The organism is Variovorax sp. GW821-FHT09B05 (assembly GCF_059418265.1).
The window spans coordinates 319,960-344,345 of sequence record NZ_JBWKPN010000005.1 but is presented as its reverse complement, the minus strand read 5'-3'; the positions used below and the strand labels follow the sequence as shown (position 1 = coordinate 344,345).

At 69.3% G+C, this 24,386-nt stretch carries 23 protein-coding genes and 1 tRNA gene; 17 read left to right on the top strand and 7 right to left on the bottom strand.

Annotation, left to right across the window (positions count from 1 at the left end):
• The first annotated feature begins 16 nt into the window (after positions 1-16).
• The 7 genes from AC07RM_RS15860 to AC07RM_RS15830 all read left to right on the top strand — a co-directional run bounded on the left by AC07RM_RS15860 (position 17) and on the right by AC07RM_RS15830 (position 7,379).
• A complete protein-coding gene (locus AC07RM_RS15860; protein ID WP_495335141.1) occupies positions 17-799 on the top strand; it encodes an enoyl-CoA hydratase/isomerase family protein in 783 nt (260 codons plus the stop codon).
• Between the two features lie 18 nt (positions 800-817).
• Complete coding sequence (locus tag AC07RM_RS15855) at positions 818-1,912, top strand: acyl-CoA dehydrogenase family protein (protein WP_495335140.1); 1,095 nt, start codon at positions 818-820, stop codon at positions 1,910-1,912.
• A 1-nt stretch (position 1,913) separates the two neighbouring features.
• Positions 1,914-3,107 (top strand): acyl-CoA dehydrogenase family protein, encoded by a 1,194-nt coding sequence (locus tag AC07RM_RS15850; RefSeq protein ID WP_495335139.1) that lies wholly within the window; start codon positions 1,914-1,916, stop codon positions 3,105-3,107.
• 20 nt (positions 3,108-3,127) lie between these two features.
• Positions 3,128-4,345: a CaiB/BaiF CoA transferase family protein gene (locus AC07RM_RS15845; RefSeq protein ID WP_495335138.1), complete on the top strand. Its 1,218-nt coding sequence runs from the start codon at positions 3,128-3,130 to the stop codon at positions 4,343-4,345.
• Positions 4,346-4,355: 10 nt separating this feature from the next.
• Positions 4,356-5,525, top strand: coding sequence for an acyl-CoA dehydrogenase family protein (locus tag AC07RM_RS15840; protein ID WP_261210668.1), 1,170 nt, complete (start codon positions 4,356-4,358; stop codon positions 5,523-5,525).
• 25 nt (positions 5,526-5,550) lie between these two features.
• On the top strand, positions 5,551-6,540 hold the full coding sequence (locus AC07RM_RS15835) for a Bug family tripartite tricarboxylate transporter substrate binding protein (RefSeq protein WP_495335137.1): 990 nt from the start codon (positions 5,551-5,553) through the stop codon (positions 6,538-6,540).
• Between the two features lie 68 nt (positions 6,541-6,608).
• Positions 6,609-7,379, top strand: coding sequence for an IclR family transcriptional regulator (locus AC07RM_RS15830; RefSeq protein WP_057591639.1), 771 nt, complete (start codon positions 6,609-6,611; stop codon positions 7,377-7,379).
• A gap of 4 nt (positions 7,380-7,383) precedes the next feature.
• On the opposite strand, the gene serB is transcribed toward AC07RM_RS15830, so the two are convergent.
• The 4 genes from serB to mfd are packed head-to-tail and all read right to left on the bottom strand — an operon-like array spanning position 7,384 to position 12,279.
• A complete protein-coding gene (gene serB, locus AC07RM_RS15825) occupies positions 7,384-8,097 on the bottom strand; it encodes a phosphoserine phosphatase SerB (RefSeq protein ID WP_490876036.1) in 714 nt (237 codons plus the stop codon).
• Entirely contained in the window at positions 8,098-8,496 is a 399-nt protein-coding gene (locus AC07RM_RS15820) for a type II toxin-antitoxin system VapC family toxin (protein ID WP_203201221.1), read from the bottom strand.
• A complete protein-coding gene (locus AC07RM_RS15815; RefSeq protein WP_143129128.1) occupies positions 8,493-8,744 on the bottom strand; it encodes a CopG family transcriptional regulator in 252 nt (83 codons plus the stop codon). The genes AC07RM_RS15820 and AC07RM_RS15815 overlap by 4 nt, the downstream gene beginning before the upstream one ends.
• Before the next feature lie 49 nt (positions 8,745-8,793).
• Positions 8,794-12,279: a transcription-repair coupling factor gene (mfd, locus tag AC07RM_RS15810; protein WP_495335136.1), complete on the bottom strand. Its 3,486-nt coding sequence runs from the start codon at positions 12,277-12,279 to the stop codon at positions 8,794-8,796.
• A gap of 122 nt (positions 12,280-12,401) precedes the next feature.
• On the opposite strand from mfd, the gene ispD reads away from it, so the two are divergent.
• Together ispD and ispF are read left to right on the top strand one after the other, a co-directional pair.
• A complete protein-coding gene (gene ispD, locus AC07RM_RS15805) occupies positions 12,402-13,124 on the top strand; it encodes a 2-C-methyl-D-erythritol 4-phosphate cytidylyltransferase (RefSeq protein WP_495335135.1) in 723 nt (240 codons plus the stop codon).
• Positions 13,121-13,609, top strand: coding sequence for a 2-C-methyl-D-erythritol 2,4-cyclodiphosphate synthase (ispF, locus tag AC07RM_RS15800; RefSeq protein ID WP_495335134.1), 489 nt, complete (start codon positions 13,121-13,123; stop codon positions 13,607-13,609). Before ispD ends, ispF begins: the two co-directional genes overlap by 4 nt.
• 21 nt (positions 13,610-13,630) lie before the next feature.
• On the opposite strand, the gene AC07RM_RS15795 is transcribed toward ispF, so the two are convergent.
• Positions 13,631-15,043 (bottom strand): sensor histidine kinase family protein, encoded by a 1,413-nt coding sequence (locus AC07RM_RS15795; protein ID WP_093342290.1) that lies wholly within the window; start codon positions 15,041-15,043, stop codon positions 13,631-13,633.
• A 73-nt stretch (positions 15,044-15,116) separates the two neighbouring features.
• The gene (ompR, locus tag AC07RM_RS15790) at positions 15,117-15,848 is read right to left on the bottom strand and encodes an osmolarity response regulator transcription factor OmpR (RefSeq protein ID WP_093342288.1); all 732 of its coding nucleotides are present in this window, start codon (positions 15,846-15,848) and stop codon (positions 15,117-15,119) included.
• Between the two features lie 197 nt (positions 15,849-16,045).
• Here ompR and AC07RM_RS15785 point away from each other — a divergent pair, with 197 nt between their 5' ends.
• Positions 16,046-16,369, top strand: coding sequence for a hypothetical protein (locus tag AC07RM_RS15785; RefSeq protein WP_256222452.1), 324 nt, complete (start codon positions 16,046-16,048; stop codon positions 16,367-16,369).
• Between the two features lie 103 nt (positions 16,370-16,472).
• A complete protein-coding gene (locus AC07RM_RS15780; RefSeq protein ID WP_495335133.1) occupies positions 16,473-17,183 on the top strand; it encodes an SIMPL domain-containing protein in 711 nt (236 codons plus the stop codon).
• 45 nt (positions 17,184-17,228) lie between these two features.
• Here the strand turns inward: AC07RM_RS15780 and AC07RM_RS15775 are convergent, their stop codons facing one another.
• A complete protein-coding gene (locus AC07RM_RS15775) occupies positions 17,229-17,999 on the bottom strand; it encodes a 3-hydroxybutyrate dehydrogenase (protein WP_495335132.1) in 771 nt (256 codons plus the stop codon).
• A gap of 68 nt (positions 18,000-18,067) precedes the next feature.
• On the opposite strand from AC07RM_RS15775, the gene AC07RM_RS15770 reads away from it, so the two are divergent.
• The 6 genes from AC07RM_RS15770 (at position 18,068) to rimO (ending at position 24,290) form a co-directional block, all read left to right on the top strand.
• Entirely contained in the window at positions 18,068-19,018 is a 951-nt protein-coding gene (locus tag AC07RM_RS15770) for an alpha/beta fold hydrolase (RefSeq protein WP_495335131.1), read from the top strand.
• Between the two features lie 37 nt (positions 19,019-19,055).
• Entirely contained in the window at positions 19,056-21,260 is a 2,205-nt protein-coding gene (locus AC07RM_RS15765; protein ID WP_371268788.1) for a RelA/SpoT family protein, read from the top strand.
• A gap of 67 nt (positions 21,261-21,327) precedes the next feature.
• A tRNA-Val gene (locus AC07RM_RS15760) sits at positions 21,328-21,404 on the top strand.
• 429 nt (positions 21,405-21,833) lie between these two features.
• Complete coding sequence (locus AC07RM_RS15755) at positions 21,834-22,202, top strand: hypothetical protein (protein WP_495335130.1); 369 nt, start codon at positions 21,834-21,836, stop codon at positions 22,200-22,202.
• Positions 22,203-22,283: 81 nt separating this feature from the next.
• Entirely contained in the window at positions 22,284-22,844 is a 561-nt protein-coding gene (phaR, locus tag AC07RM_RS15750; protein WP_057591651.1) for a polyhydroxyalkanoate synthesis repressor PhaR, read from the top strand.
• 39 nt (positions 22,845-22,883) lie between these two features.
• Positions 22,884-24,290 (top strand): 30S ribosomal protein S12 methylthiotransferase RimO, encoded by a 1,407-nt coding sequence (rimO, locus tag AC07RM_RS15745; RefSeq protein WP_495335129.1) that lies wholly within the window; start codon positions 22,884-22,886, stop codon positions 24,288-24,290.
• Positions 24,291-24,386 lie beyond the last annotated feature (96 nt).

Below are 24,386 nucleotides of genomic sequence, written 5' to 3'. Positions count from 1 at the left end.
GCCAGACAGGAGTCCCATGAGCACAGCAGCGAATCCGTCCGACCTCTCGATCCACCGCGCCGGCCACACGGCCACGGTGGAGATGTGCCGGCCGCCCCACAACTTCTTCGACCTCGCGCTGATCTCGGCGCTGGCCGAGGCCTTCGAATCGCTGCAGGCCGACCCGGCATGCCGCGCCATCGTGCTGGCGGCGCAGGGGCGCTCCTTCTGCGCGGGCGCCGATTTCTCGTCGCCCACGCCCGCGGCCGGCGCGCGGCGCGACCCGGGCGAGCTCTACCGGCAGGCGATCCGGCTGTTCGCCGTGACCAAGCCGGTGATCGCGGCGGTGCAGGGCCCGGCCGTGGGCGGCGGGCTGGGGCTCGCGCTGGTGGCCGATTTCCGCGTCGCCTGTGCCGAGGCGCGCTTCAGCGCCAACTTCGCGCGCCTGGGCTTCCACCCGGGCTTCGCGCTGAGCCATACGCTGCCGCGCCTGGTCGGCGCGCAGCAGGCCGCGCTGCTGCTCTATACCGGCCGCCGCATCGACGGCGCCGAGGCGCTGCGCATCGGCCTGGTCGACGAACTGGCGCCGCAGGACCAGGTGCGCGAGCGCGCCCAGGCATTGGCCGAGGAGATCGCGATCTCGGCGCCGATCGCGGTCGAGTCGACCCGCGCCAGCTTGCGCGCCGGGCTGGTCGAGGCGGTGCGTGCCGCGGTCGAGCGCGAGGCCGGCGAGCAGCGCCAGCACTTCCAGACCCAGGACTTCCGCGAGGGCGTGGCCGCGATGGCGCAGCGCCGCGATCCCGTCTTCGGACGCCATTGAGCCGCGCCGGAGCACGCCATGATCGATTTCGCACTCGATGAAGAACTCGCGCTGGTGGTCGAGACGGCCCAGCGTTTTTCCGACGAACAGCTGCTGCCCTCGCAGCGCGCCTTCGAGGCGCAGCGCGCGCTGCCCGAGGCCCTGCGGCGCGAGGCGGCCCAGATCGGCTTCGACCGCATCGACTGGCCCGAGTCCGCGGGCGGTGCCGGCCTCGGCGCGCTCGCGCGCGTGCTGGTGACCGAGCGCCTCGCGGCCGGCTGCCCCGGCGCGGCGCTGGCGCTGCAGCCGATCGGCGCGGTCGCGCAGGCACTGCTGGCCTTTGGCGGCGAGGCGGCATTGCAGCGCCATCTGCAGCCGCTGCTGGCGCGGCCCGATGCGCGCGCGGCGCTGGTGTTCGATGCGCGCGGCCAATGGACGAGCGATGGCGGTGCGCTGAGCGGCCATGCGGCCTGGCTGCCGACCGACCGCGTCGACCTGCTTGCGGTGCTGAGCCGCGACGGGCTGCGCCTGGTCATGCAGGGCATCGTGCTCACCGAAGTGCCCGGTGCCGGCCTGCGTGCCGCGGGCGCGAGCGAGCTGCGCGTGGACCGCGCACCGGTCGAGGCCGCGTGGACCGACCCCGCGGCCGCCGCGCTCGCGCTGGCCCATGCGCGCGTGCAGCTCGCGGCGCTGCTGGTCGGCCAGATGCATGCGGCGGCCGACTATTCGCGCCGCTACGCGCTCGAACGCGTCGCCTTCGGCAAGCCGATCGCGCACCACCAGGCGCTGGCCTTCCTGATCGTCGACATGCACAGCGCTGTGGACGCCGCGCGCCAGTTGCTGCACGAGGCCGCCTGGCGGCTCGATGCCGGCCGGCCCTCGCGCGAGGCCGCGGCCACGGCGCTGATCGAGGCGATCGAGAACGCGGTCTTCATCGGCGCCAACGCGGTGCAGATCCTCGGCGGCGCGGGCTTCATGCGCGACTACCCGGTGGAGAAGCAACTGCGCGAGCTGCGCGCGCTGGGCCTGCTGCTCGGCGGCGCCGATGCCGCGCGCGACGACGCGCTGCCGACTTCGTTCGCTGCGCCGATCGACTTTCTTGCCACCACCGACGCAACGACCCAGGGAGCCTGAGATGGATTTTTCGATCAGCGCGGACGACCAGTCCCGCCTGCAGACCCTGCGCCGCCTCGGGCGCGACGAGATGCGGCCCGCCGGCTGGCGCGCCGACCGCGCGGGCGCGCCGCTGCCGGTGGACGACCCCTTCTTCGTGCGCATGCTGGCCGAGGGCTTCGGCCGCACGCGCTGGCGCGCAGCCGACGCGGCACCCGACGGCACGGATGCGCCCGCGCCCAACAAGGCCGGCTCGGCCGTGGCCCAGGTGCTGCTGGCCGAGGAGGGCGCCTACTGGGACCGCGGCATCGGCGTCGCGCTGCCGGGCCCGGGCCTGGGCGAGCCGCCGATCCTCTCGATGGGCACGCCCGAGCAGAAGCAGCGCTTTCTCTCGCCCTTCGTGAATCCGCAGCGCCCGATCTGGGGCGCCTTCGCGATGACCGAGCCCTCGGGCGGCTCCGACGTGGCCAACATCAAGACCCGCGCGCGGCGCGATGGCGACCACTGGGTGCTCGACGGCGCGAAGTCCTTCTCGGGCAACTCGGGCCGCGCCGAATGGACCGTGGTGTTCGCCACCATCGATCCGGCGCTGGGCCGCGCGGGCCACCGCGCCTTCGTGGTCGAGCGCGGCACGCCGGGCTTCGGCGACTTCCGCATCGAGAAGAAGATGGGCCTGAAGGCCTACGAGTCGACCTCCTTCTTCCTCTCGGGCTGCCGCGTGCCCGCGGCCAATCTGCTCGGCGGCGAGGCCTACTACGAGCAGCGCTCGGGCGGCTTCAAGGGCGCGATGAACACCTTCAACGCGGGCCGCCCGGCCATCGCCGGCATGGCGGTGGGCATCGGCCGCGCCGCGCTCGACGAGGCCGCGGCCTTCATGCAGGCCCAGGGCCTGGCCTCCGACCTGCGGCTGCGCGACCGGCTCGAGCGCTCGCGCCGCAAGCTCAAGGCCGCGCTGCTGATGGCGCTGCGCGCCGCCTGGCTGGCCGACCGGCGCCAGCCCAACATGCTCGAGGCCTCGGCCTCGAAGGCGCTCGCGCCGCCGGCCGCCTTCGAGGCCACGAGCTTCGCGATGGAGGTGCTGGGCCTGGCGGGCGGCCGCGGCGACCACCTGATCGAGAAGCTGTTCCGCGACGTGAAGGCGCTCGACATCGTCGAGGGCACCGGCCAGATCCAGCGCGTGGTGATGGCGCGGCATCTCGTGGGCCTGCCCAACTGAATCCCTCTTCCTTTCTCTCTATGACCGATACGACTTCCAACGCGCCCTCGGGCCCGCTCCAGGGCATCCGCGTGCTCGACCTCACGGCCGTGGTGCTCGGCCCGCTGGCCACCCAGATGCTGGCCGACTACGGCGCCGACGTGATCAAGGTCGAGCCGCCCGAGGGCGACATGATGCGCGCCAACGGCATCTCGCAGCACCCGGGCATGAGCTCGATCTTCCTGGCCGTGAACCGCAACAAGCGCTCGCTCGCGGTCGACCTCAAGTCGCCCGAGGGCGTGGCCGCGCTGCGCGCGCTGATCCCGCAGGTGGACGTGGTGGTGCACAACATGCGCGTGGCCGCGGTCGAGCGCCTCGGGCTCGGCTACGAGGCGGTGGCGAAGCTCAATCCCAAGGTGGTGTATTGCGCCGCCACCGGCTTCGGCCAGGACGGCCCGCACCGCGACAAGCCGGCCTTCGACGACATCATCCAGGCCGCCTGCGGGCTGGTGGGCGTGGGCTCGGTGGGGCGCGAGCAGCCCGACTACACGCCCAGCCTGATCGCCGACAAGACCACCGGCCTCGCGGTCTGCAACGCGGTGCTGGCCGCGCTGCTGCACCGCGAGCGCAGCGGGCAGGGCCAGTACGTCGAGGTGCCGATGCTCGAGACCATGGCGGCCTTCGTGCTGGCCGAGCACATGGGCGGCATGACCTTCCAGGGTTCGACGGTGAAGGCCGGCTATCCGCGGCTGCTCGAGGGCGGGCGCAAGCCGGCGCGCACGCGCGACGGCTGGATCAGCATGCTGCCCTACACGGAACGCCATTGGCAGGCCTTCTTCGTCGAGGTCGGCCAGCCCGAGCTGGCCGAGCGCTACAGCATCGCCAACCGGCAGGAGCGCAACGCGCAGGTGCGCGCGCTCTACGGCCACTTGCGGGAGCTGTCGCCGCTGAAGACCACGGCCGAGTGGATGGCGCTGTGCGAGAAGCTCGACATCCCGGCCACGCCGATCTATGCGCTCGACGACCTGCCCGCGCATCCGCACCTGAAGGCCGTGGGCCTGTTCGAGGACGCGCAGCATCCGACCGAAGGGCCGATCCGCCAGCTGCGGCCCACGGCGCGCTTCTCTGCCACGCCGACCCGCGTGTATCGCCAGGCGCCCACGGTGGGGCAGCACACCAGCGAGATCCTGCGCGAGGCCGGCCTCGGCGAGGAAGCCATCGCGCGGCTCAAGGCCGGCCGCGCGGTGGCCGGCGAGTGAGGGGCGGGGCATGAACTTCGAACTCGACGACGAGCACCGCATGCTCAAGGACCTGGTCGCGCGTTTCGTGCGCGACGAGCTGCTGCCGCTGGAGCCGGCGGTGCTGAAACGCGAGGCCGAGGGCGGGCAGTTGATGCTGATGCCCGAGGAGCACGAGCGGCTCGATGCGCTCTCGCGCGAGCTCGGCCTCTGGGGGCTCGATGCGCCGGCCGAACTCGGCGGCTCCGACCTGCCGGTGACGGCGATGGTCGGGGTCAACGAGGAGCTCGGCAAGACCGTCGTGCCCTACGACCTGCCGCCCGATTCGCCGAACCTGCGCATGTTGCTGAAGACGGCCGACGCGGCGCAGACCGAGCGCTATCTCGCGCCCTATGCGCGCGGCGAGACGGTCTCGGCGATCGCCATCTCCGAGCCCGGCGCGGGCGCCGATCCGTCGGCGATGGGCACGCGCGCCGAGCGCGACGCGCAGGGCAACTGGGTGCTCAACGGCCGCAAGATCTGGATCAGCCGCGCCGCGCGCGCCGACTGGACCATCGTGATGGCCGTGACCGACAAGGCGCTCGGCTCGCGCGGCGGCATCTCGGCCTTCATCGTCGACAAGGACACGCCGGGCTTCATCGTCGAGCGCCGCATCCCGATGCTCGGCGGCGTGTCGACTTACGAGGTGGTGCTGCAGGACTGCCGTGTCGGCGCCGGCCAGCTGCTGGGCAAGGAAGGGCAGGGCTTCGCGCCGATGCAGGCGCGGCTGTCGAGCCGGCGCGTGCAGATGGCGGCCTGGTGCATCGGCCGCGCCCAGCGCGCGCTCGACATGGTCTGCGAGTACGCGCCGATGCGAAAGACCTTCGGTGCGCTGCTGTCCGACCGCCAGAGCGTGCAGTGGGGCGTGGCCGATGCCGCCACCCGCATCCATGCCTGCCGCCTCATGACCTACGAGGCCGCCGCGCGCATCGACCGCGGCGAGGAGGCGCGCTCGCAGGTCTCGATGATCAAGGTCTACGCCACCGAGATGGCCTGGGACGTGATCGACATGGCGATGCAGGTCTTCGGTGCCATGGGCATGACCAAGGAAATGCCGCTGCAGCAGATGGCCAACGAGACCCGGCTGATGCGCATCTACGAAGGACCCAGCGAGGTGCATCGCTGGGTGGTGGCGCGCGAGCTCTTGGGCTCGCGGCGCTGAAGACAGGAAACCAGGAGACGACCCCATGAGTGATTTCTCTCGCGACCGCCGCCGGCTGCTGCTCGGCACCGGTGCGGCGCTGGCCGGTGCCGCGGGCTTGCCCACCCTCGCGCAGGCGCAGGCCTTTCCCTCGCACGCCATGCGCTTCATCGTGCCGTTCCCGCCCGGCAGCGGCACCGACATCACGGCGCGCCTGTTCGCCAAGAGCATCGGCGACCTTTCGGGCCAGGCGGTGACGGTGGAGAACAAGCCCGGCGGCAACGGTTTCATCGGCGTGCAGACGGCGCTGAATCCGCCGCACGACGGCCACACGGTGTTCATCGGCAGCAACTCGACGCTGACCACCAACGCCGCCACCTTCCGCAAGCTGCCCTACGACCCGATTGCCGACTTCGCGCCGATCACGCTGCTGTCGCGCGGCGCCTGCCTGGTCATCGTGCCGGCCGCCTCGGCCCACCGTTCGCTGGCCGACCTCGTGGCCGATGCGCGCAAGCGGCCGGGCAAGCTCAACTACGCGAGCGGCTCCATGTCGTACACGCTCTACTCCGAGTGGTTCAACGAAATGGCGAAGATCAAGACCGCCGGCATCAACTACAAGGGCGCGGGCGAGGCCGTCAACGCGGTGCTCACGGGCGAGGTCGATTTCGCCGTGGTCGATGCCACCGGCGCCAACGAGCTCGCGCGCTCGGGCCGCGTGCGGCCGCTGGCCTTCACCGCGCCCAAGCGCTCGATCGTGCTGCCCGAGGTGCCCACCGTCGGCGAGGCCGGCTATCCCGACTACCTCGCGTTCAACTGGGTTGCCGCCGCCGTGAGTTCGAAGGCGCCGCCGGCCGCGCTCGAGCGGCTCGGCGCGCTGTTCGCCAAGGCCGCGCAGACACCCGAGATCCAGGCCTACTACCGCAAGCAGGGCACCGAACTGATCATGTCCTCGGCGCCCGAGCTGCGCCGCTACCAGGCCGAGGAGATCGAGCGCTGGAAGCGGCTGATGGGCATCACCGGCATCGAGTTGCAGTAGCATCGCGCGCGGTCCGGCCCGGGCGGTCGAGCGCGCAACATGCCGGCTGGGACCGCGGAGAACATGAAGTGGAGCAATCGGTCATCAAGACGGCGGGGCGGGTGTTTCAGGTGCTCGAGTACCTGCGGGAGGTGCGGCGGCCGGTGACGGTGCGCGAGATTTCCGAGCGGCTCGGCTACCCGCTGTCGAGCGCGCAGGTGCTGCTCAAGAGCGTCGCCACGCTGGGCTACCTGCGCTACGACTCCTCGCTGCGCGCCTACCTCGCCACGCCGCGCCTGGCCTCGATCGGCGACTGGGTGATGGACTCGATGTTCCAGGGCGGGCAGCTGCTCACCGTGCTCGGCGACATCGCGCGCGAGACCGGCTTCACCGCCATCCTCGCGGTCGAGAACGACATCTACGCGCAATACGTGCACGTGATCTTCGGCAGCCGCGCGATCCAGTTCAACGTGCAGCCCGGCACGCGCCGGCTGCTGTGCATGTCGGGCACCGGCTGGGCGCTGCTCGCGGCCAGCAGCGACGACCACGTGGCGCGCACCATCCATCGCAGCAATGCGCGCCTCAAGCCCGGCGGGCAGGACGTCGATGCCGACTACGTGAAGGCGCGCGTGCAGGAGACGCGCGAGCGCGGCTATGCGTTCTCGCGCGGCGTGGTCACCGAGGGCATCGGCATCATCGCGCTGGGCTCGGCCTCGAGCGCCTCGGGCGCGCGCTTCGCGGTCGGCGTGGGCGGCCTGGTGGAGCAGCTCGAGCGCGCGGCCGACACCGTGGTGCCGTCGATGCGCGAGCGGCTGCTGGGCACCGCTGCCAGGTCGCCGGCGGCCGGCAGCCCGGCCTGACCGGTCAGGGCCGGACGACCTCGAGCAGGCGGTCGAGCCCGCCTTCGTTGATTGCCACCATCGCCTGCTCGCGCACCTTGGGCTTGGCGTGATAGGCCACCGACAGCCCGGCCTCGCCCATCATCGGCAGGTCGTTGGCGCCGTCGCCCACCGCGATGCATTCCTGCGCCGAGATGCCCATCAGCGAAGCCACCTCGAGCAGGGTGCGGCGCTTCTCGGCGCCGTCGCAGATATCGCCCCAGCTCTGCATCGCGACCTGGCCCGTGAGCTGGCCGTCGGCCTCGTCGAGCAGGTTCGAGCGCGCGAAGTCGATGCCCAGGCGCTCCTTCACGCGGTTGGCAAAGAAGGTGAAGCCGCCCGAGACCAGCAGCACCTTGAGGCCCGCCGCCTTGCAGGCCGCCACCAGTTCGGCCGCGCCGGGGTTGAGCCTGAGCCGCTCGTCGTAGACCTGCTGCAGCGCGCCGACCGGCACGCCCTTCAGCAACGCGACGCGGCGACGCAGGCTTTCCTTGAAGTCCTTGATCTCGCCACGCATCGTGGCCTCGGTGATCGCGGCCACCTCGGCCTTCTTGCCGACCGCGTCGGCGATCTCGTCGATGCACTCGATGCTGATCAGCGTCGAGTCCATGTCGAAGGCGATGAGCTTGAAGTCCTGGAGGGCGAGCGGCGGCGTGAAGCGCTGGAGGACGAGGCCGGGGGAGGAGGGGGCAAGGGTCATTCAGTGATACCAGTTCTCGACGCGCAGGCCGGGCACGCGCGAGAACTCGCTGACGTTGCGGCTGACGACGATCAGGTTGTGCGCCATCGCGATGCCCGCGATGAGCAGGTCATAGGGGCCTATCGGCGTACCGGCCTGTTGGAGGTGGGCCTTGATCTGTCCGGCCGATTCCGCGCTCGCGCTGTCCAGGGGCAGGACGCGCAGGCGCTGCACCAGCTCGTCGAGCAGCGCACGCTGCGGGCCCGGGTTGGCGGACTTGGCGAAACCGAACTCGAGTTCGAACAGATTGATGGCACACAGATTCATGTCCGCATCGCTCGTGCCATTCATGCGCACGCGCACACCGCCCGTGCCGCGAAAGGCGTAGATGAGGGTGTTGGTGTCCAGCAGGTACTTCACAAGGACTCGCGCGGCGTATCGGGAGGCAGGTCCTTGTGCATGTCCTCGGTCAGGGGGAATTCGTCCCAGGCGGCTTTCTGCTTGTCGGCTTCGGCAAAGAAGCTCTGCCAACCGGTCTTCTTGCCGCGCTGCCCTTCACGCGCCACCAGCAGGGCGAACCAGCGGCTCAAGGGCAGGTTCGCCGCCGCCGCTGCCGCGCGCGCTGTTTTCTCGGACTCTTCGTCCAGGTAGATCGTGATTTGGGACATGGCGGATCTCCCGAAAAATTACATCGGCAATTATATAAGTGGCTGGCACTTATACGACGGCCGTGGGGCTTTCCTTGACCAGCGGCTGCCCCAGGCTGCGCAACACATCGCGCACCATCTGCGCCCGCTCCTTCGGCTCCTTGAGCTCGCGCTCGATGCGCAGCTTCTCGTTGCCCGCCAGCTTGATGTGCTTGTTCTTCTGGATCAGGTGGATGATCGCCATCGAGTCGACCGGCGGATCCTTCTTGAAGGTGATGTTGATGACGCCGGGCGCCGCATCGACCTTGACAACGCCGTAGGGCCGCGCGAGCACGCGCAGGCGGTGGGTGTCGATCAGGGTCTGGGCCTGCGGCGGCAGCTTGCCGAAGCGGTCGACGATCTCCTCCAGCAGGGTGTCGATCTGGTCGGGGTTCTTCGCGGTGGCGAGCTTCTTGTAGAACGACAGCCGCAGGTGGACGTCGCCGCAGTAGTCGTCGGGCAGCAGGGCGGGGGCGTGCAGGTTGATCTCGGTCGTGACCGACAGCGGCGACAGCAGGTCGGGCTCCTGCCCGGCCTTGAGCGAGCGCACGGCCTCGCTGAGCATCTCGTTGTAGAGCTGGAAGCCGATCTCCATCATGTTGCCGCTCTGGTTCTCGCCGAGCACCTCGCCGGTGCCGCGGATCTCGAGGTCGTGCATCGCGAGGTAGAAGCCCGAGCCCAGTTCCTCCATCTGCTGGATCGCGTCGAGCCGCTGCGCCGCCTGCTTGGTCAGGCCCTCGGTGTCGGGCACCATGAGGTAGGCATAGGCCTGGTGGTGCGAACGGCCGACGCGGCCGCGCAGCTGGTGCAGCTGCGCCAGGCCGAACTTGTCGGCGCGGCTCATCACGATGGTGTTGGCGGTCGGCACGTCGATGCCGGTCTCGATGATGGTCGAGCACAGCAGCAGGTTGTAGCGCTGGGCCACGAAGTCGCGCATCACGCGCTCGAGTTCGCGCTCGGGCATCTGGCCATGGGCGACGGCGATGCGCGCCTCGGGCAGGATCTCCTCGAGCTTCTGGCGCCGGTTCTCGATGGTCTCGACCTCGTTGTGCAGGAAGTAGACCTGGCCGCCGCGCTTGAGCTCGCGCAGCACGGCCTCGCGGATCACGCCGGTGCCCTCGTTGCGAACGAAGGTCTTGATCGCGAGCCGGCGCTGCGGCGCGGTGGCGATCACGCTGAGGTCGCGCAGGCCCTCGAGCGCCATGCCCAGCGTGCGCGGGATCGGCGTGGCGGTGAGCGTGAGCACGTCGACCTCGGCGCGCAGCGCCTTCATGGCCTCTTTATGGCGCACGCCGAAGCGGTGCTCCTCGTCGATGATCAGCAGCCCGAGGTTCTTGAACTTGACCGACTCCGAGAGCAGCTTGTGGGTGCCGACCACGATGTCGACCGTGCCCTCGGCCAGCCCCTTGGCGGCGGTCGTGATTTCCTTGGTCGAACGGAAGCGGCTCATCTCGGCCACCTTCACCGGCCATTTGGCGAAGCGGTCGACCAGCGTCTGGTAGTGCTGCTCGGCCAGCAGCGTGGTGGGCGCGAGGAAGGCCACCTGCTTGCCGCCGGTGACCGCGATGAAGGCGGCGCGCAGCGCGACCTCGGTCTTGCCGAAGCCGACGTCGCCGCAAACGAGGCGGTCCATCGGCTGCGGCGAGATCATGTCCTGCACCACGGCATGGATCGCGGCCTTCTGGTCGGCGGTTTCCTGGAAACCGAAGTCGTTGGCGAACACCTCGTAGTCGGCCGGCGAGTAGCGGAAGGCATGGCCCTCGCGCGCTGCGCGGCGCGCGTAGATGTTGAGCAGCTCGGCGGCCGAGTCGCGCACCTGCTCGGCGGCTTTGCGCTTGGCCTTGTCCCACTGGCCCGAACCGAGCTTGTGCAGCGGCGCCTCGTCGGCGCTGACGCCGGTGTAGCGGCTCACCAGGTGCAGCTGGCTCACGGGCACGTAGAGCGTGGCCTTGTCGGCGTACTCCAGGTGCAGCATCTCCTGCAGCAGCGGCTTGCCCTCGGCATCGCTGCCCTGGCCCAGGTCCATGTGGATCAGGCCGCGGTAGCGGCCGATGCCGTGCGCGGAGTGCACCACCGGGTCGCCCACGTTGAGCTCGGACAGGTCCTTGATCAGCGCCTCGACGTCGCTGACCTGTTCCTGCTTCTTGTTGCGGCGCCGGCCGGTGCTGCCGGTGGCGAACAACTCGGTCTCGGTGACGAAGTCGATGCCCTGTTCGCGCCAGGCGAAGCCGGCCGCCAGCGCGGCGGTGGCGATGCCGATCTTTTCGTCGGCCGCGGCCTCGAACTCGGCCAGCGAATCGAAGGCCGGCGGGCTCACGCCGCTGGCGCGCAGGAAGTCGAGCAGGCTCTCGCGCCGGCCGTCGCTTTCCGCGATCATCAGCACGCGGTGCGGCGTGGTGGCGATGTGGGCCTTGAGCCGCACCAGCGGATCGTCGGCGCCGCGCACCACCGAGAAGGCGGGCAGGGTGTCGAACTCGGCGAAGGGCGCGGCGTCGGCGGTCGAGCGGATCGAGAGCTGCGCATGCGGCTTCACGCGCTGGTAGAACTGCTCGGCGTTGAGGAACAGCGCCTCCGGCGGCAGCGCCGGGCGCTCGGGGTCGCCGCGCACCAGGCGGTAGCGCTCGCCGGTGTCCTGCCAGAAGTGCTGGAACGCGGGCTCGAGCTCGCCGTGCAGCACCACGGTGGTGTCGGGTCCCAGGTAGTCGAACACGGTCGCCGTCTCGTCGAAGAACAGCGGCAGGTAGTACTCGATGCCGGCGGTGGCGACGCCGTTGCCCATGTCCTTGTAGATGCGGCTCTTGGTCGGATCGCCCTCGAGCAGCTCGCGCCAGCGGCCGCGAAAGCGCGCGCGCGCGTCGTCGTCCATCGGGAACTCGCGGCCCGGCAGCAGCCGCACCTCGGGCACCGGGTAGAGGCTGCGCTGGGTGTCGGGGTCGAAGGTGCGGATCGAGTCGATCTCGTCGTCGAACAGGTCGACCCGGTAGGGCACCGGCGAACCCATCGGGAACAGGTCGATCAGGCCGCCGCGCACCGCGTACTCGCCCGGGCTCACCACCTGCGTGACGTGGGTGTAGCCGGCCAGCGTGAGCTGCGCCTTGAGCTTGGCGTCCTGCAGCTTCTGCTTGGTCTTGAAATGGAAGGTGTAGCCCGCGAGGAAGGACGGCGGCGCCAGCCGGTAGAGCGCGGTGGTGGCCGGCACCAGCACCACGTCGGCTTCCTTCTGGCTGATGCGCCACAGGGTGGCCAGGCGCTCGCTGATCAGGTCCTGGTGCGGCGAGAAGCTGTCGTAGGGCAGCGTCTCCCAGTCGGGGAACAGCGCGCAGCGCAGCTCGGGCGCGAAGAAGGCGATCTCGTCGATCAGGCGCTGGGCGTCGTTGGCATCGGCCGTGAACATGGCCGTGGCGCGGCCCGCGGACTTTTCGCGCCGCGCGAGCTGGGCCAGCAGCAGTGCATCAGCCGACAGCGGGGGGCGCGGCAGCGTGAAGCGCTTGCTCGCCGTGAGGTGGGGGAGGTCCATAAAGGCTTGCTGGAAATGCACAACACCCCGCGCCGACTGGCGAGGGGTGTGCAATGGGGTCGATTCTAGAATGGCGGCCCTTCTTCTGCTTGTCGGCACACTGGCCGACTGTCTGCCGCACCATGTCTTCTTCCCGCCTCTTCGTGCTGATCCCGTGCGCCGGTTCCGGCCACCGTGCCGGCCATGCGCAGTCCCCGCAGCCGAAGCAGTACCGGCGGCTGGCCGGGGCGCCGATGGTGGCGCACACGCTGGAGGCCTTCCGCGCGCTGAACGGGCGCTTCGCCGGCATCGCGCTGGTGGTGGCGCCCGAGGACCGCGACGTGGATGCCGCGCTGCCGCTCTTTCCGCAGCAGGACGAGCACCTGCTGCGCGTGGGCGGCGTGACGCGCGCGGCCTCGGTGCGCAACGGCCTGCTGGCGCTGCGGCAGAAGGGCGCCGGCGCGCACGACTGGGTGCTGGTGCACGATGCGGCGCGCTGCCTCGTGACGCCGAGCCAGATCGAGGCGCTGATCGCGGCCTGCGAGCACGATGCCGTCGGCGGCCTGCTGGCGCACCGGCTGGCCGACACGCTCAAGGTGTCGACCGCTGACAGCCGTGTGGCGCAGACCCTGCCGCGCGCCGACAAGTGGCTCGCGCAGACGCCGCAGATGTTCCGCATCGGCATGCTGCTCGACGCCTTGGAGCGTGCCGGCGACGCGGTGACCGACGAGGCCGGCGCGATCGAGGCGGTCGGGCTGACGCCGCTGCTGGTGCCGGGCAGCGCGCAGAACTTCAAGGTCACCTACCCCGAGGACTTCGCGCTGGCCGAGGCGTTGCTGCTGGCGCGCAAGAAGGTGCTCGCATGAACGGGGCCTTCAACATCCGCGTCGGCGAGGGCTGGGACGTCCATCAACTGGTGGCGGGGCGCAAGCTGATCCTCGGCGGCATCGAGGTGCCGCATGTCACGGGCCTGCTCGGCCATTCCGATGCCGACGTGCTGCTGCATGCGATCACCGACGCGCTGCTCGGCGGCGCGGGCCTGGGCGACATCGGCCGGCATTTTCCGGACACCGACGCGCAGTTCCGTGGCGCCGACTCGGCCGTGCTGCTGGCCGAAGCGGCGCGCCGCGTGCGCGCCGAGGGCTGGCAGATCGGCAACGTCGACAGCACCGTGATCGCGCAGGCGCCGAAGCTGGCGCCGCACATCCCGCCCATGCGCGAGCGCATCGCGCAGACGCTGGGCATCGCGAGCGAGCAGGTCAACGTGAAGGCCAAGACGGCCGAGAAGCTGGGCCCGGTGGGCGAGGGCCGCGCGATGGAAGCGCGCGCCGTGGTGCTGCTGCACCGCTGAGCGCGCGACTTCTTCTTTCTCTCAGAGCTTGCGGACTGGCGGCTGCACCGGCCGCGGCGGCACCGGCATCGCGCGCGGCATGCGGATGTGCGCCGCGAGGCCGCGTCCCGGCGTGCTGGTGAGCGCGAAGGTGCCGCCCATGCGCTCGATGTTCTTCGCCACGATCGACAGGCCAAGGCCCGCGCCCGCGGCCGAGGTGCGCGCCGCGTCGCCGCGGAAGAAGGGCTTGGTGAGCTGCGCGAGCTGGGCCGGCTCCACGCCGGCGCCACGGTCGCGCACCTTGATCAGCACCGCGTCGTTGCTCGCCTGCGCCTGGATCACCACGTCGGCGATGCCGGTGGCGGGCGTCTTGCCGTAGCGGCGCGCGTTCTCGACCAGGTTGGAGATCACGCGCGTGAGCTCGACCTCGTCGCCCATGACGCGCAGGTCGGGCGGCACGTCGACCGTGATGCTCATCTCCTCGTAGTCCTGCACGGCGTAGGTGCAGGAGTCGACCACGTCGCGCAGCAGCACCGGCTTGGGATCGACATGGTCAGGCCGCGCGTAGTCGAGGAACTTGTCGATGATCGCGTCGAGCTGCGCGATGTCGGCCGCCATGTGGTCGCGCGCGTCCTCGTCGGCCACGCTCATCTCGGTCTCGAGGCGCAGCCGCGCGAGCGGCGTGCGCAGGTCGTGCGAGATGCCGGCCAGCATGATCGCGCGGTCCTGCTCGATCTTGGCGAGCTGGTCGGCCATGCGGTTGAAGCCGATGTTGACCGCGCGGATCTCGTTGGTGCGCGCGCGCTCGTCGAGCCGGTGCGCCTCGTACTCGCCCTCGCGCACCTGCATGGTGGCGCGCGAGAGCTGCTTGAGCGGCAGGTTGATGAGCCGCGTGATCAGCGCCGCCCCCGCGAGCGACAGCGCCATGGCGGTGCTGAGCCAGACCAGCCAGGTGCGCCCGCCCACGCGGCTGAAGCGCGTGGGGTCGAGCAGCAGCCAGTAGGTGTCGCTCTCGATCGTGAAGCCGATCCACAGGCCGGCCTCGTCGTTGACGCGGCTGGCCACCGTGGTGCCGGCGCCGAGCTGGTCGATCAGCTCCTCGGTCACGCGCTGGTCGAGCGCGCCGCTGGTGTAGGGCTGCACGCGGTCGTTGGGTTCGCGCGGCAGGATGCGCACGCCTTCCTGGTCGGCCAGCGTCTTGATCAGCGACACGCGCGTGATCGCGTCCGAGTACACCAGCGCCGCGCGCGTGAGGTTCACGAGCGAGGCGATCTGGTGCGCGGTCTGGATCGCGCGCGGTTCGTATTCGAGCGAGCGGAAGGTCTGCAGCCAGGCGACGGTGCAGCCGATCAGCAGGAGGGCGAGCAGGAAGAAGGTGCGCCAGAACAGGCTGAAGCCGAGCTTGAGCCCGGGGCGCCGGTCACGCTGCGCCGCGCCCTCGAGCGGGCTGGGCATCGTGACCTGGGCGCCATCCTCCTGGGGGGCTTCTCTTCCGGAGGGGAGGCCGATGGCCACCGCTGGTGCCGCGTCAGGCCGTGCCGTCCGGCACGAAGACGTAGCCCACGCCCCACACCGTCTGGATGTAGCGCGGTGCCGCGGCGTCGGACTCGACCAGCTTGCGCAGGCGCGAGATCTGCACGTCGAGGCTGCGGTCGAAGGGCTCGAACTCGCGGCCGCGCGCGAGCTGGGCCAGCTTCTCGCGCGACAGCGGCTGGCGCGGGTGGCGCACCAGCGCCTTGAGCATCGCGAACTCGCCGGTGGTCAGCGAGAGTTCCTCGCCGTCCTTCTTGAGCGTGCGCGAGCCGAGGTCGAAGGTGAAGGGACCGAAGGTGACGGTCTCGTTCTCGGTCGAGGGCGCGCCGGGCGCCTCGAGCGGCGGACGGCGGCGCAGCACGGCGTGCACGCGCGCCAGCAGTTCGCGCGGATTGAAGGGCTTGCCGAGGTAGTCGTCGGCGCCGACCTCGAGACCGACGATGCGGTCGACGTCTTCGCCCTTGGCGGTGAGCATGATGATCGGCGTACGGTCGTTGGCGGCGCGCAGCCGGCGGCAGATGGACAGGCCGTCTTCGCCGGGCATCATGAGGTCGAGCACGATCAGGTCGACCGTGTCGCGCAACAGGATGCGGTTGAGCGCCTTGCCGTCCTCGGCCACGATCACCTCGAAGCCTTCCTGGGTCAGGTAGCGGCGAAGCAGGTCGCGGATGCGGGCGTCGTCGTCGACGATCACGATCTTGTCGGTGCGAGCGGGAACTTGAGTCATTTCTACAACGTCGAATTTGTAACAGCGCCGATTCTGAAGGTGTTGGAAGCCGGTTGAGCCGGATTTGCTTTGAGACTGACACTAAGTTACAAAACTTGCGACCGCTCGCGGTCCAGTCATCCGATGTAAGCGTGGCGGTGGCACAGTGCCTCTGCCCTATGACTTTTGCGCAGAGATTTCTTTCATCCGCCACACCCTTGCTGCTGCTCGCGTGTGCCTGTGTGCCGTCGATCTCGGCGGCCGAATTCCTTCGGGTGGCCGATGGGCGCCGCTACGATCTGCGGGCCGCGGTGGCCGCGCACCGCGCTGCACAACGCGACGAGATGCGCCGCGGCGAAGCCATCGCGGGACGCCGCCTCACGCCGGCCGAGCTGTACGAATTGCGGCAGCAGGTGCGCGGGCAGTGGAGCACGCCGGGCATCTCCGCGCATTCGGCAGAATCGCAGCCGGCCGAACGCATCGTGCCGGCGCCGATGCCGGCCGCGCGGCTCCTGCCCGCGCCGCGCAGCCAGCGACCTTGAGCGCAGTGCGCGAGCCATGGCTCGCGCCGCGAGGGCGGGTGCACCGAGTGCCCGCCTTCTTCTCGTACGTCATCGACGTACCTACAACCTGGGAGAGCCAATCTTGAAAAGAACCATCACCTTGATCGCAGCGTGTGCCGCATGGGCCGGCCTGGCCGGCGCGGCCATGGCGCAGAACGCCGTCGTGGCGCCGCCGCAGAACGTGCTGCAGCTCAGCGCCAACGGAACCGTCGAGGTGCAGCAGGACCTGCTGAGCATGACGCTCGTGACCACGCGCGACGGCACCGATGCCGGCAGCGTGCAGGCGCAGCTGAAGACCGCGCTCGACGCGGCGCTGACCGAGGCGCGCAAGAACGCGCAGGCCGGCCAGCTCGACGTGCGCACCGGCAACTTCAGCCTGTCGCCGCGCTACACGCGCGAAGGCAAGATCAACGGCTGGCAGGGCACCGCCGAGCTCGTGCTCGAGGGCCGCGACTTCCCGCGCATCGCCCAGACGGCCGGCCGCATCACGACGCTGACCGTCGGCAACGTGGGCTTCGGCCTGAGCCGCGAGCAGCGCGCCAAGACCGAGGCCGAGGCGCAGACGCTCGCGATCGACGCCTTCAAGCAGAAGGCGACCGAGCTGTCGAAGAACTTCGGCTTCGCGGGCTACACGCTGCGCGAGGTGTCGGTGAATGCGAACGACGGCGGACCGATCCGTCCGCGCATGATGGCGGCGTCGGCCAAGTCCTTCTCGGCCGACGCGCAGGTGCCGATCGAGGCGGGCAAGACCAGCGTGGTGGTCAACGTCTCGGGATCGGTGCAGCTCAAATAAGGGCTGCGGGGCGGAGCGCCTGGCGCGCTCCGCCCGTGTTTCTTCCTATTGCGCGGTCCAGCCGCCGTCCATCTGCCAGGCCACGCCGCGCACCTGGTCGGCCGCGGGCGAGCACAGGAACACGGCGAGTCCGCCGAGCTGTTCCACGGTGGTGAACTGCAGCGAGGGCTGCTTCTCGCCCAGCAGGTCGTTCTGCGCCTGCGTGGCGCTGATGCCTTCTCGGGCCGCGCGGTCGTCGATCTGCTTTTGCACCAGCTGCGTCAGCACCCAGCCCGGGCAGATCGCGTTGCTCGTGATGCCGGTGGTCGCGGTCTCGAGCGCCACCGACTTCGTGAAGCCGACGATGCCGTGCTTGGCCGCCACGTAGGCCGATTTCTGGGCCGATGCCACCAGGCCGTGGGCCGAGGCGATGTTGATGACGCGGCCCCAGTTGGCTTCGCGCATCGCGGGAATCGCCAGCCGCGTGGTGTGGAAGGCGCTCGTGAGGTTGATCGCGATGATCGCGTCCCAACGTTCGGGCGGGAAGTCCTCGACCTTGGCCACGTGCTGGATGCCGGCGTTGTTGACCAGGATGTCGACGCGGCCGAACCTGGCGGCGGCGAACTTCATCATGTCCTCGATCTGGTCGGGCTTGCTCATGTCGGCGCCGTGGTACTCGGCATGCACGCCGAGCGCGGCGATCTGCGCCTTGGGCGCCTCGGCGTCGCCGAAGCCGTTGAGCACGATGTCGGCGCCCTGCTGGGCGAGGGACTGGGCGATGGCGAGCCCGATGCCGCTGGTGGACCCCGTGACAAGAGCGGTTTTGCCTTTGAGCATGAAGATGAATCTCCGGATGAATTAGGATGCGACGAGAAGATTATCCGCACCAGAACGGCCCTGTTTCCATGACCGAACCGACGCTTCACCACGTGGCGTGCAACGACACCCACGGCGGCCACCGCATGGCCTATTGGCAGTGGGGCGACGCGGGCAGCCCGCACGTGGTGCTCTGCGTGCACGGCCTGACCCGGCAGGGCCGCGATTTCGATGCGCTGGCCCGTGCGCTCGTGGCGCGCGCCCAAGGCCGGGTGCGGGTGGTCTGCCCCGACGTGGCCGGCCGCGGCGCCAGCGACTGGCTGCGCGACCCGGCCGCCTACCAGGTGCCGCTGTACGCAGGCGACATGGTGGCGCTGCTCGCGCAGCTCCAGCAGCAGCATCCGATCCGGACGCTCGACTACGTGGGCACCAGCATGGGCGGCCTGATCGGCTTCGTGCTGGCCGGGCACAAGGAACTGCCGCTGCCGGCGCCGGTGCGGCGCTTCGTCGTCAACGACGTCGGCCCGACCATCGAGGCGGCGGCGATCCAGCGCATCGCGGCCTACGTGGGGCAGGGTGGCCGGTACGACAGCCTGCAGCAGGCGGCCGATGCGCTGTGGGCGATCTCCACCAGCTTCGGTCCGCACACGCCCGAACAATGGCTCGAACTGACGCGGCCCATGGTCGTGCCGGCCTCGCAGCGCAGCGCCGATGGCACGGCCAAGGTCGATGCGCCGGCCGGCACGGACGGTCCGTGGATGCTGCATTACGACCCGGCGCTCGCGGTCGGCCTGCGTGCCATCACGCCCGAAGCCGCGGCACAGGGCGGCGCCATCATGTGGAGCCTGTACGACGCGATCACGGCGCGCGTGCTCGTCACGCGCGGCGCCCAGTCCGATCTGCTGTCGCGCGAGACCGTCACCGCGATGACGCAGCGCGGCCCGCAGGCGGCGCTGGTCGAGTTCGAGGGCGTCGGCCATGCGCCGACCTTCGTCGATCCCGCGCAGGCCGCGGTGGTCGTGGACTTCCTGTTCGATTGAGGGCGGCGTGAAGCGCGAGTCTTCCAGCCTTCAGGGGATGCCGGCTTCGGACGGCATCGTCGTCGACTATCCGTTGTCGGCCGCCACCGCCGAGCGCTCGCCGGTGATGGAGAACATGCTCGCGCGCGCACGCGCCTTCGCCGAGCCGCTGATCGTCGACGAACTGCTCGACACCGGCGAGAACGCGCTGGCGCACGCCGACGCGGTGGCCGCCATCGTCAAGAAGATGGGCGGCTCCGAGGCCATGCAGGGCGCGAGCTACCTGGTCTATGCCTGTTCGCATCTCAACCGTCCGCAGGAAGTCATCGCCAAGGTCTTCGGCGACAACTTCGCGGCGCTGGCGGTGGAAACCACCAAGCTCGTGCGCGTGCAGGAGCAGGCCCGCGCGGCGGCGCGCGCCCACCAGAACGAGGGCGCGGGCGCCCAGACCGAGAACGTGCGCAAGATGCTGCTGGCGTTCTCGCGCGACCTGCGCGTGGTGATGCTGCGCCTGGCCTCGCGCCTGCAGACGCTGCGCTACGCGGCGGCCAGCAAGAAGCCGGTGCCCGAGGGTGTGGCGCGCGAATCGCTGCAGGTGTTCGCGCCGCTCGCGAACCGGCTCGGCATCTGGCAGGTCAAGTGGGAGATCGAGGACCTCTCGTTCCGCTTCCTCGAGCCCGAAACCTACAAGCTGATCGCGCGCCTGCTCGACGAGAAGCGCATCGAACGCGAGAGCTACGTCGAGCAGTTGCGCTCGCGGCTCGAGAGCGAACTGCACTCCGAGGGCATCCGCGCCGTCGTGCAGGGGCGGCCGAAGAACATCTACAGCATCGTCAAGAAGATGCGCGGCAAGTCGCTCGACTTCGCGCAGGTCTTCGACATCCTCGCGCTGCGCGTGGTGGTGCCCGACGTGAAGGACTGCTACGCGGCGCTGGCCTGGGTGCATTCGCACTTCCAGCCGATCGACGAGGAGTTCGACGACTACATCGCACGGCCCAAGCCCAACGGCTACCAGTCGCTGCACACCGTGGTGCGCGCGCTGGTCGACGGCCAGGTGGGCAAGCCGATCGAGATCCAGATCCGTACCGAGGAAATGCACGACCACGCCGAGCATGGCGTGGCGGCGCACTGGGCCTACAAGGAAGCCGGCCACAAGGGCTACGCGGGCGTGTGGGCCAGCGGCGAGTACGACGCCAAGATCGCGGTGCTGCGCCAGCTGCTGGCGTGGGAGCGCGACCTGTCGGGCGGCCTGCAGGGCCAGGGCCTGTTCGACGACCGCATCTACGTGCTGACGCCCGATGCGGCGATCGTCGAACTGCCGCAGGGCGCGACGCCGGTCGACTTCGCCTACACGGTGCACACCACGCTGGGCCATCGCTGCCGCGGCGCGCGCGTCGACGGGGCGATGGTGCCGCTCAACACGCCGCTGTCGAACGGGCAGACGGTGGAGGTGATCGCGGCCAAGGAAGGCGGGCCTTCGCGTGACTGGCTCAATGCGGAGCTCGGTTATCTCGCGAGCCATCGCGCGCGCGCCAAGGTGCGTGCCTGGTTCAATGCGCAGATCACGCACGAGACGGTGGCGCGCGGCCGCGAGGCGGTCGAGAAGCTGCTGCAGCGCGAAGGCCGCACGGCCATGCGGCTCGAGGACCTCGCATCGCAACTGGGTTTCAAGTCGGCGGACCAGTTGTTCGAAGTGGTCGGCAAGGACGAGTTCTCGCTGCGCAACATCGAGACGCTGCTGCGTCCGCCCGAGCCGCCGGCCAATCCCGACGACGGCGTGCAGATCAAGAAGCCGCGCGCGAGCGAGAAGGCGGGCAAGGGCGGCGTGCTGGTGGTCGGCGTGTCTTCGCTGATGACGCAGCTCGCGAAGTGCTGCAAGCCGGCGCCACCCGATGCCATCGCGGGCTTCGTCACGCGCGGCCACGGCGTGAGCGTGCACCGCGTGGATTGCAGCAACTTCCGCACGATGGCCTCGCGCGACGGCGAGCGCGTGATCGACGTGGAGTGGGGCGCGACCAAGGGCGAGGCGCCGGTCTATGCGGTCGACGTCGCCGTGGAGGCGGCCGACCGACAGGGCCTGCTGCGCGATATCTCCGATGTCTTCGCGCGCGAGAAGATGAACGTGATCGGCGTGCAGACGCAGTCGGTCAAGGGCACGGCATGGATGACCTTCACCGTGGAGATCGCCGATGCGGCGCGTCTCGCACAGGTGCTCAACGTGGTCACGGCAGTGGCTGGCGTTCGATCTGCGCGACGCCGATGAAAAAGGGGCGGCCGCCCCGGAAACGGCCATTTCTCCTGCTATACTTTCAGCTTCTCGAAACAATCGCAGGCGCGTAGCTCAGCTGGTTAGAGCACCACCTTGACATGGTGGGGGTCGTTGGTTCGAGTCCAATCGCGCCTACCAAATCTCCCTCTGAAGAAGACCAGTCTTCAGGCACAACGGGAGATTTTGGGGAGATTCTTCTCCCCCCCTTGCAGTGAAGTCCGAAGCTTCACCTCCTGCCTCTTCATCCCATCCGTGATTCTTGCGTGACGCTGATGCGTCCTTCGTGGATTAGGGTTTAGGCGCTCGAGGCGGGCTGTGGCTAGTGGAGCGAAAGAGGATCCTACCCGTGGGTAGAATCGTTTTCGCAGAGATGCCCAGGTCCGACCGAGCGCCATTCCCTGGATCGGCCATTCGCCGGGTTGGCGAACCGGACATTCGGCCGGCTTCCCGCCGTGGCAATCGCCCATTCGGATGGCCGCCGCAGGCAACCACCGGGCCATTTTCTTGTGCTAACTTGGCTGCCGTGCAGAGCCTTTTTTCTTTCCATTTCCCCTCGGGGATCATCCGATGAGCGCGCGACCGGTCGTGGTGGATCGCGAGCGCGCGCAGGCGCGGTTGGCCGCGCTGATGAAGCAGGCGCCGATCGAGTTCGCGCGGGCCGTCTACGGCATCAACGACCGTGCGGGTGGCCGCCTCGACACCATGGCGGCGCGGGAGGTCGAGCGTGCCGCGCGGCAGGGCATGCCGGTCACGCAGGAGCGCGCCGAGCAGCGCGCCCGCGCCTACCTGCCGACGGCCGGCCACGAGCATTGCCCGCGCTGCTGGGTCGTCTACGGGCACAAGAGCCCGTTGCGCTTCCGCGAGGAGACCGCGGAGCGGCCCGAATCGGCCGCCTGCGCGGCTTGCGGCGCGGAGTACGCCACCGCCGTCGAGTGAAAGCGCGGCCGGCGGTTGCGCGCGGTCAGGGTAAACCTTGTCGCGATGCAGCAAAACCGCTCCCTAGAATCATCCGATGACATGGGCGTCCATGTGAAGGAGTCCGCAGTGCAGAGCAAGAAGTCCGGGGTCAAGCCGGTACAGCGTGTGATCAAGAAGTACCCGAACCGAAGGCTCTACGACACCGAGACGTCCACCTACATCACGCTGACCGAGGTCAAGCAACTGGTGATCGAGCGCGCCCAGTTCGTGGTGCGCGATGCCAAGACCGGCGACGACCTCACGCGCAGCATCCTGCTGCAGATCATTCTCGAAGAAGAGGCGGGCGGCGCGCCGATGTTCACCGAGCAGGTGCTGGCCAACATCATCCGCTTCTATGGCCAGGCCATGCAGAGCTACATGGCGCCCTACCTCGAGAAGAACATCCAGGCGATGACCGAGGTACAGGCGCAGCTCGCCGAGAAGGCCGAGGGCCTGACGCCCGAGATGTGGTCGCGCTTCATGAGCATGCAGTCGCCGATGCTGCAGGGCCTGATGGGCAACTACGTGGAGCAATCGAAGAATGTCTTCCTGCAGATGCAGGAACAGATGCAGAAAAGCACCGAGCAGGTATTGGGCGCCTTTGGCATCAAGCGTCCCTGAAATACCTGTAGTCCCGGATAGCTGGGACAATAGGAGGCTATGAGCGAAGTTGCCTCCCACGAAAGAACAGCCACGACGGCCGCCCCCAAGGTCGGCTTCGTGAGCCTGGGCTGTCCCAAAGCCCTTACCGATTCCGAATTGATCCTCACGCAGCTGAGCGCCGAGGGCTACCAGACCGCCAAGTCCTTCGAGGGCGCCGACCTGGTGATCGTCAACACCTGCGGGTTTATCGACGATGCCGTCCGGGAAAGCCTGGACACCATCGGCGAGGCGCTGGCCGAGAACGGCCGGGTGATCGTCACCGGCTGCCTGGGCGCCAAGACCGGCGACCAGGGCGGCAATCTGGTCAAGCAGATGCACCCCAGCGTGCTGGCCGTTACGGGCCCGCATGCCACGCAGGAGGTGATGGATGCGGTCCATGCCAACCTGCCGAAGCCGCACGATCCCTTTATCGACCTGGTGCCTAACAGCTTCGGCGTGGCGGGCCTCAAGCTCACGCCGCGCCACTATGCCTACCTGAAGATCAGCGAGGGCTGCAACCACCGCTGCACCTTCTGCATCATTCCTTCGATGCGCGGCGACCTCGTGTCGCGGCCCGTGGGCGACGTGCTGAGCGAGGCGAAGGCGCTGTTCGAGGGCGGCGTGAAGGAGCTGCTGGTGATCAGCCAGGACACCTCGGCCTATGGCGTGGACGTCAAGTACCGCACCGGGTTCTGGGACGGCAAGCCGGTCAAGACCCGCATGCTCGAGCTGGTGCGCACGCTCGGCGAGATCGCCGAGCCCTATGGCGCCTGGGTGCGGCTGCACTACGTCTACCCTTATCCGAGCGTGGACGAGGTCATTCCGCTGATGGCCAGCGGCAAGGTGCTGCCTTACCTCGACGTGCCGCTGCAGCACAGCCATCCCGATGTGCTGCGCCGCATGAAGCGTCCAGCCAGCGGCGAGAAGAACCTCGAGCGCATCGCGCGCTGGCGCGAGGTGTGCCCGGAACTCGTGATCCGCAGCACATTCATTGCCGGTTTTCCCGGTGAGACGGAAGAGGAATTCGAGCACCTGCTCGACTTCATCCGCGAAGCGCGCATCGATCGCGCGGGCTGCTTTGCCTACAGTCCGGTCGAGGGCGCCACCGCCAACGACATTCCCGGCATGCTGCCCGAGGCCGAGCGCGAGGCGCGCCGTGCGCGCTTCATGGAGGTGGCCGAGGCGGTGTCGATCGCCAAGCTGCAGGAGCGCGTGGGCGCGACGATGCAGGTGCTGGTCGATTCCGCGCCGGCGATGGGGCGCAAGGGCGGCGTGGGACGCACCTATGCCGACGCGCCCGAGATCGACGGCACCGTGCGGCTGCTGCCGCCCGAGAAGATCAGCAAGACGCTCAAGGTGGGGGAGTTCACGCGCGCGCGCATCGTGGGCGCCGAGGGGCACGACCTGATCGCGTTGCCCGTTTGATGATTCGAACGGACAAGAAAAAAGCCACCGTGAAACGGTGGCTTCATTCGAAGAATCTCAAGAACCTTTTGAAGCTGCTCTTGGATCTGGTGCCCA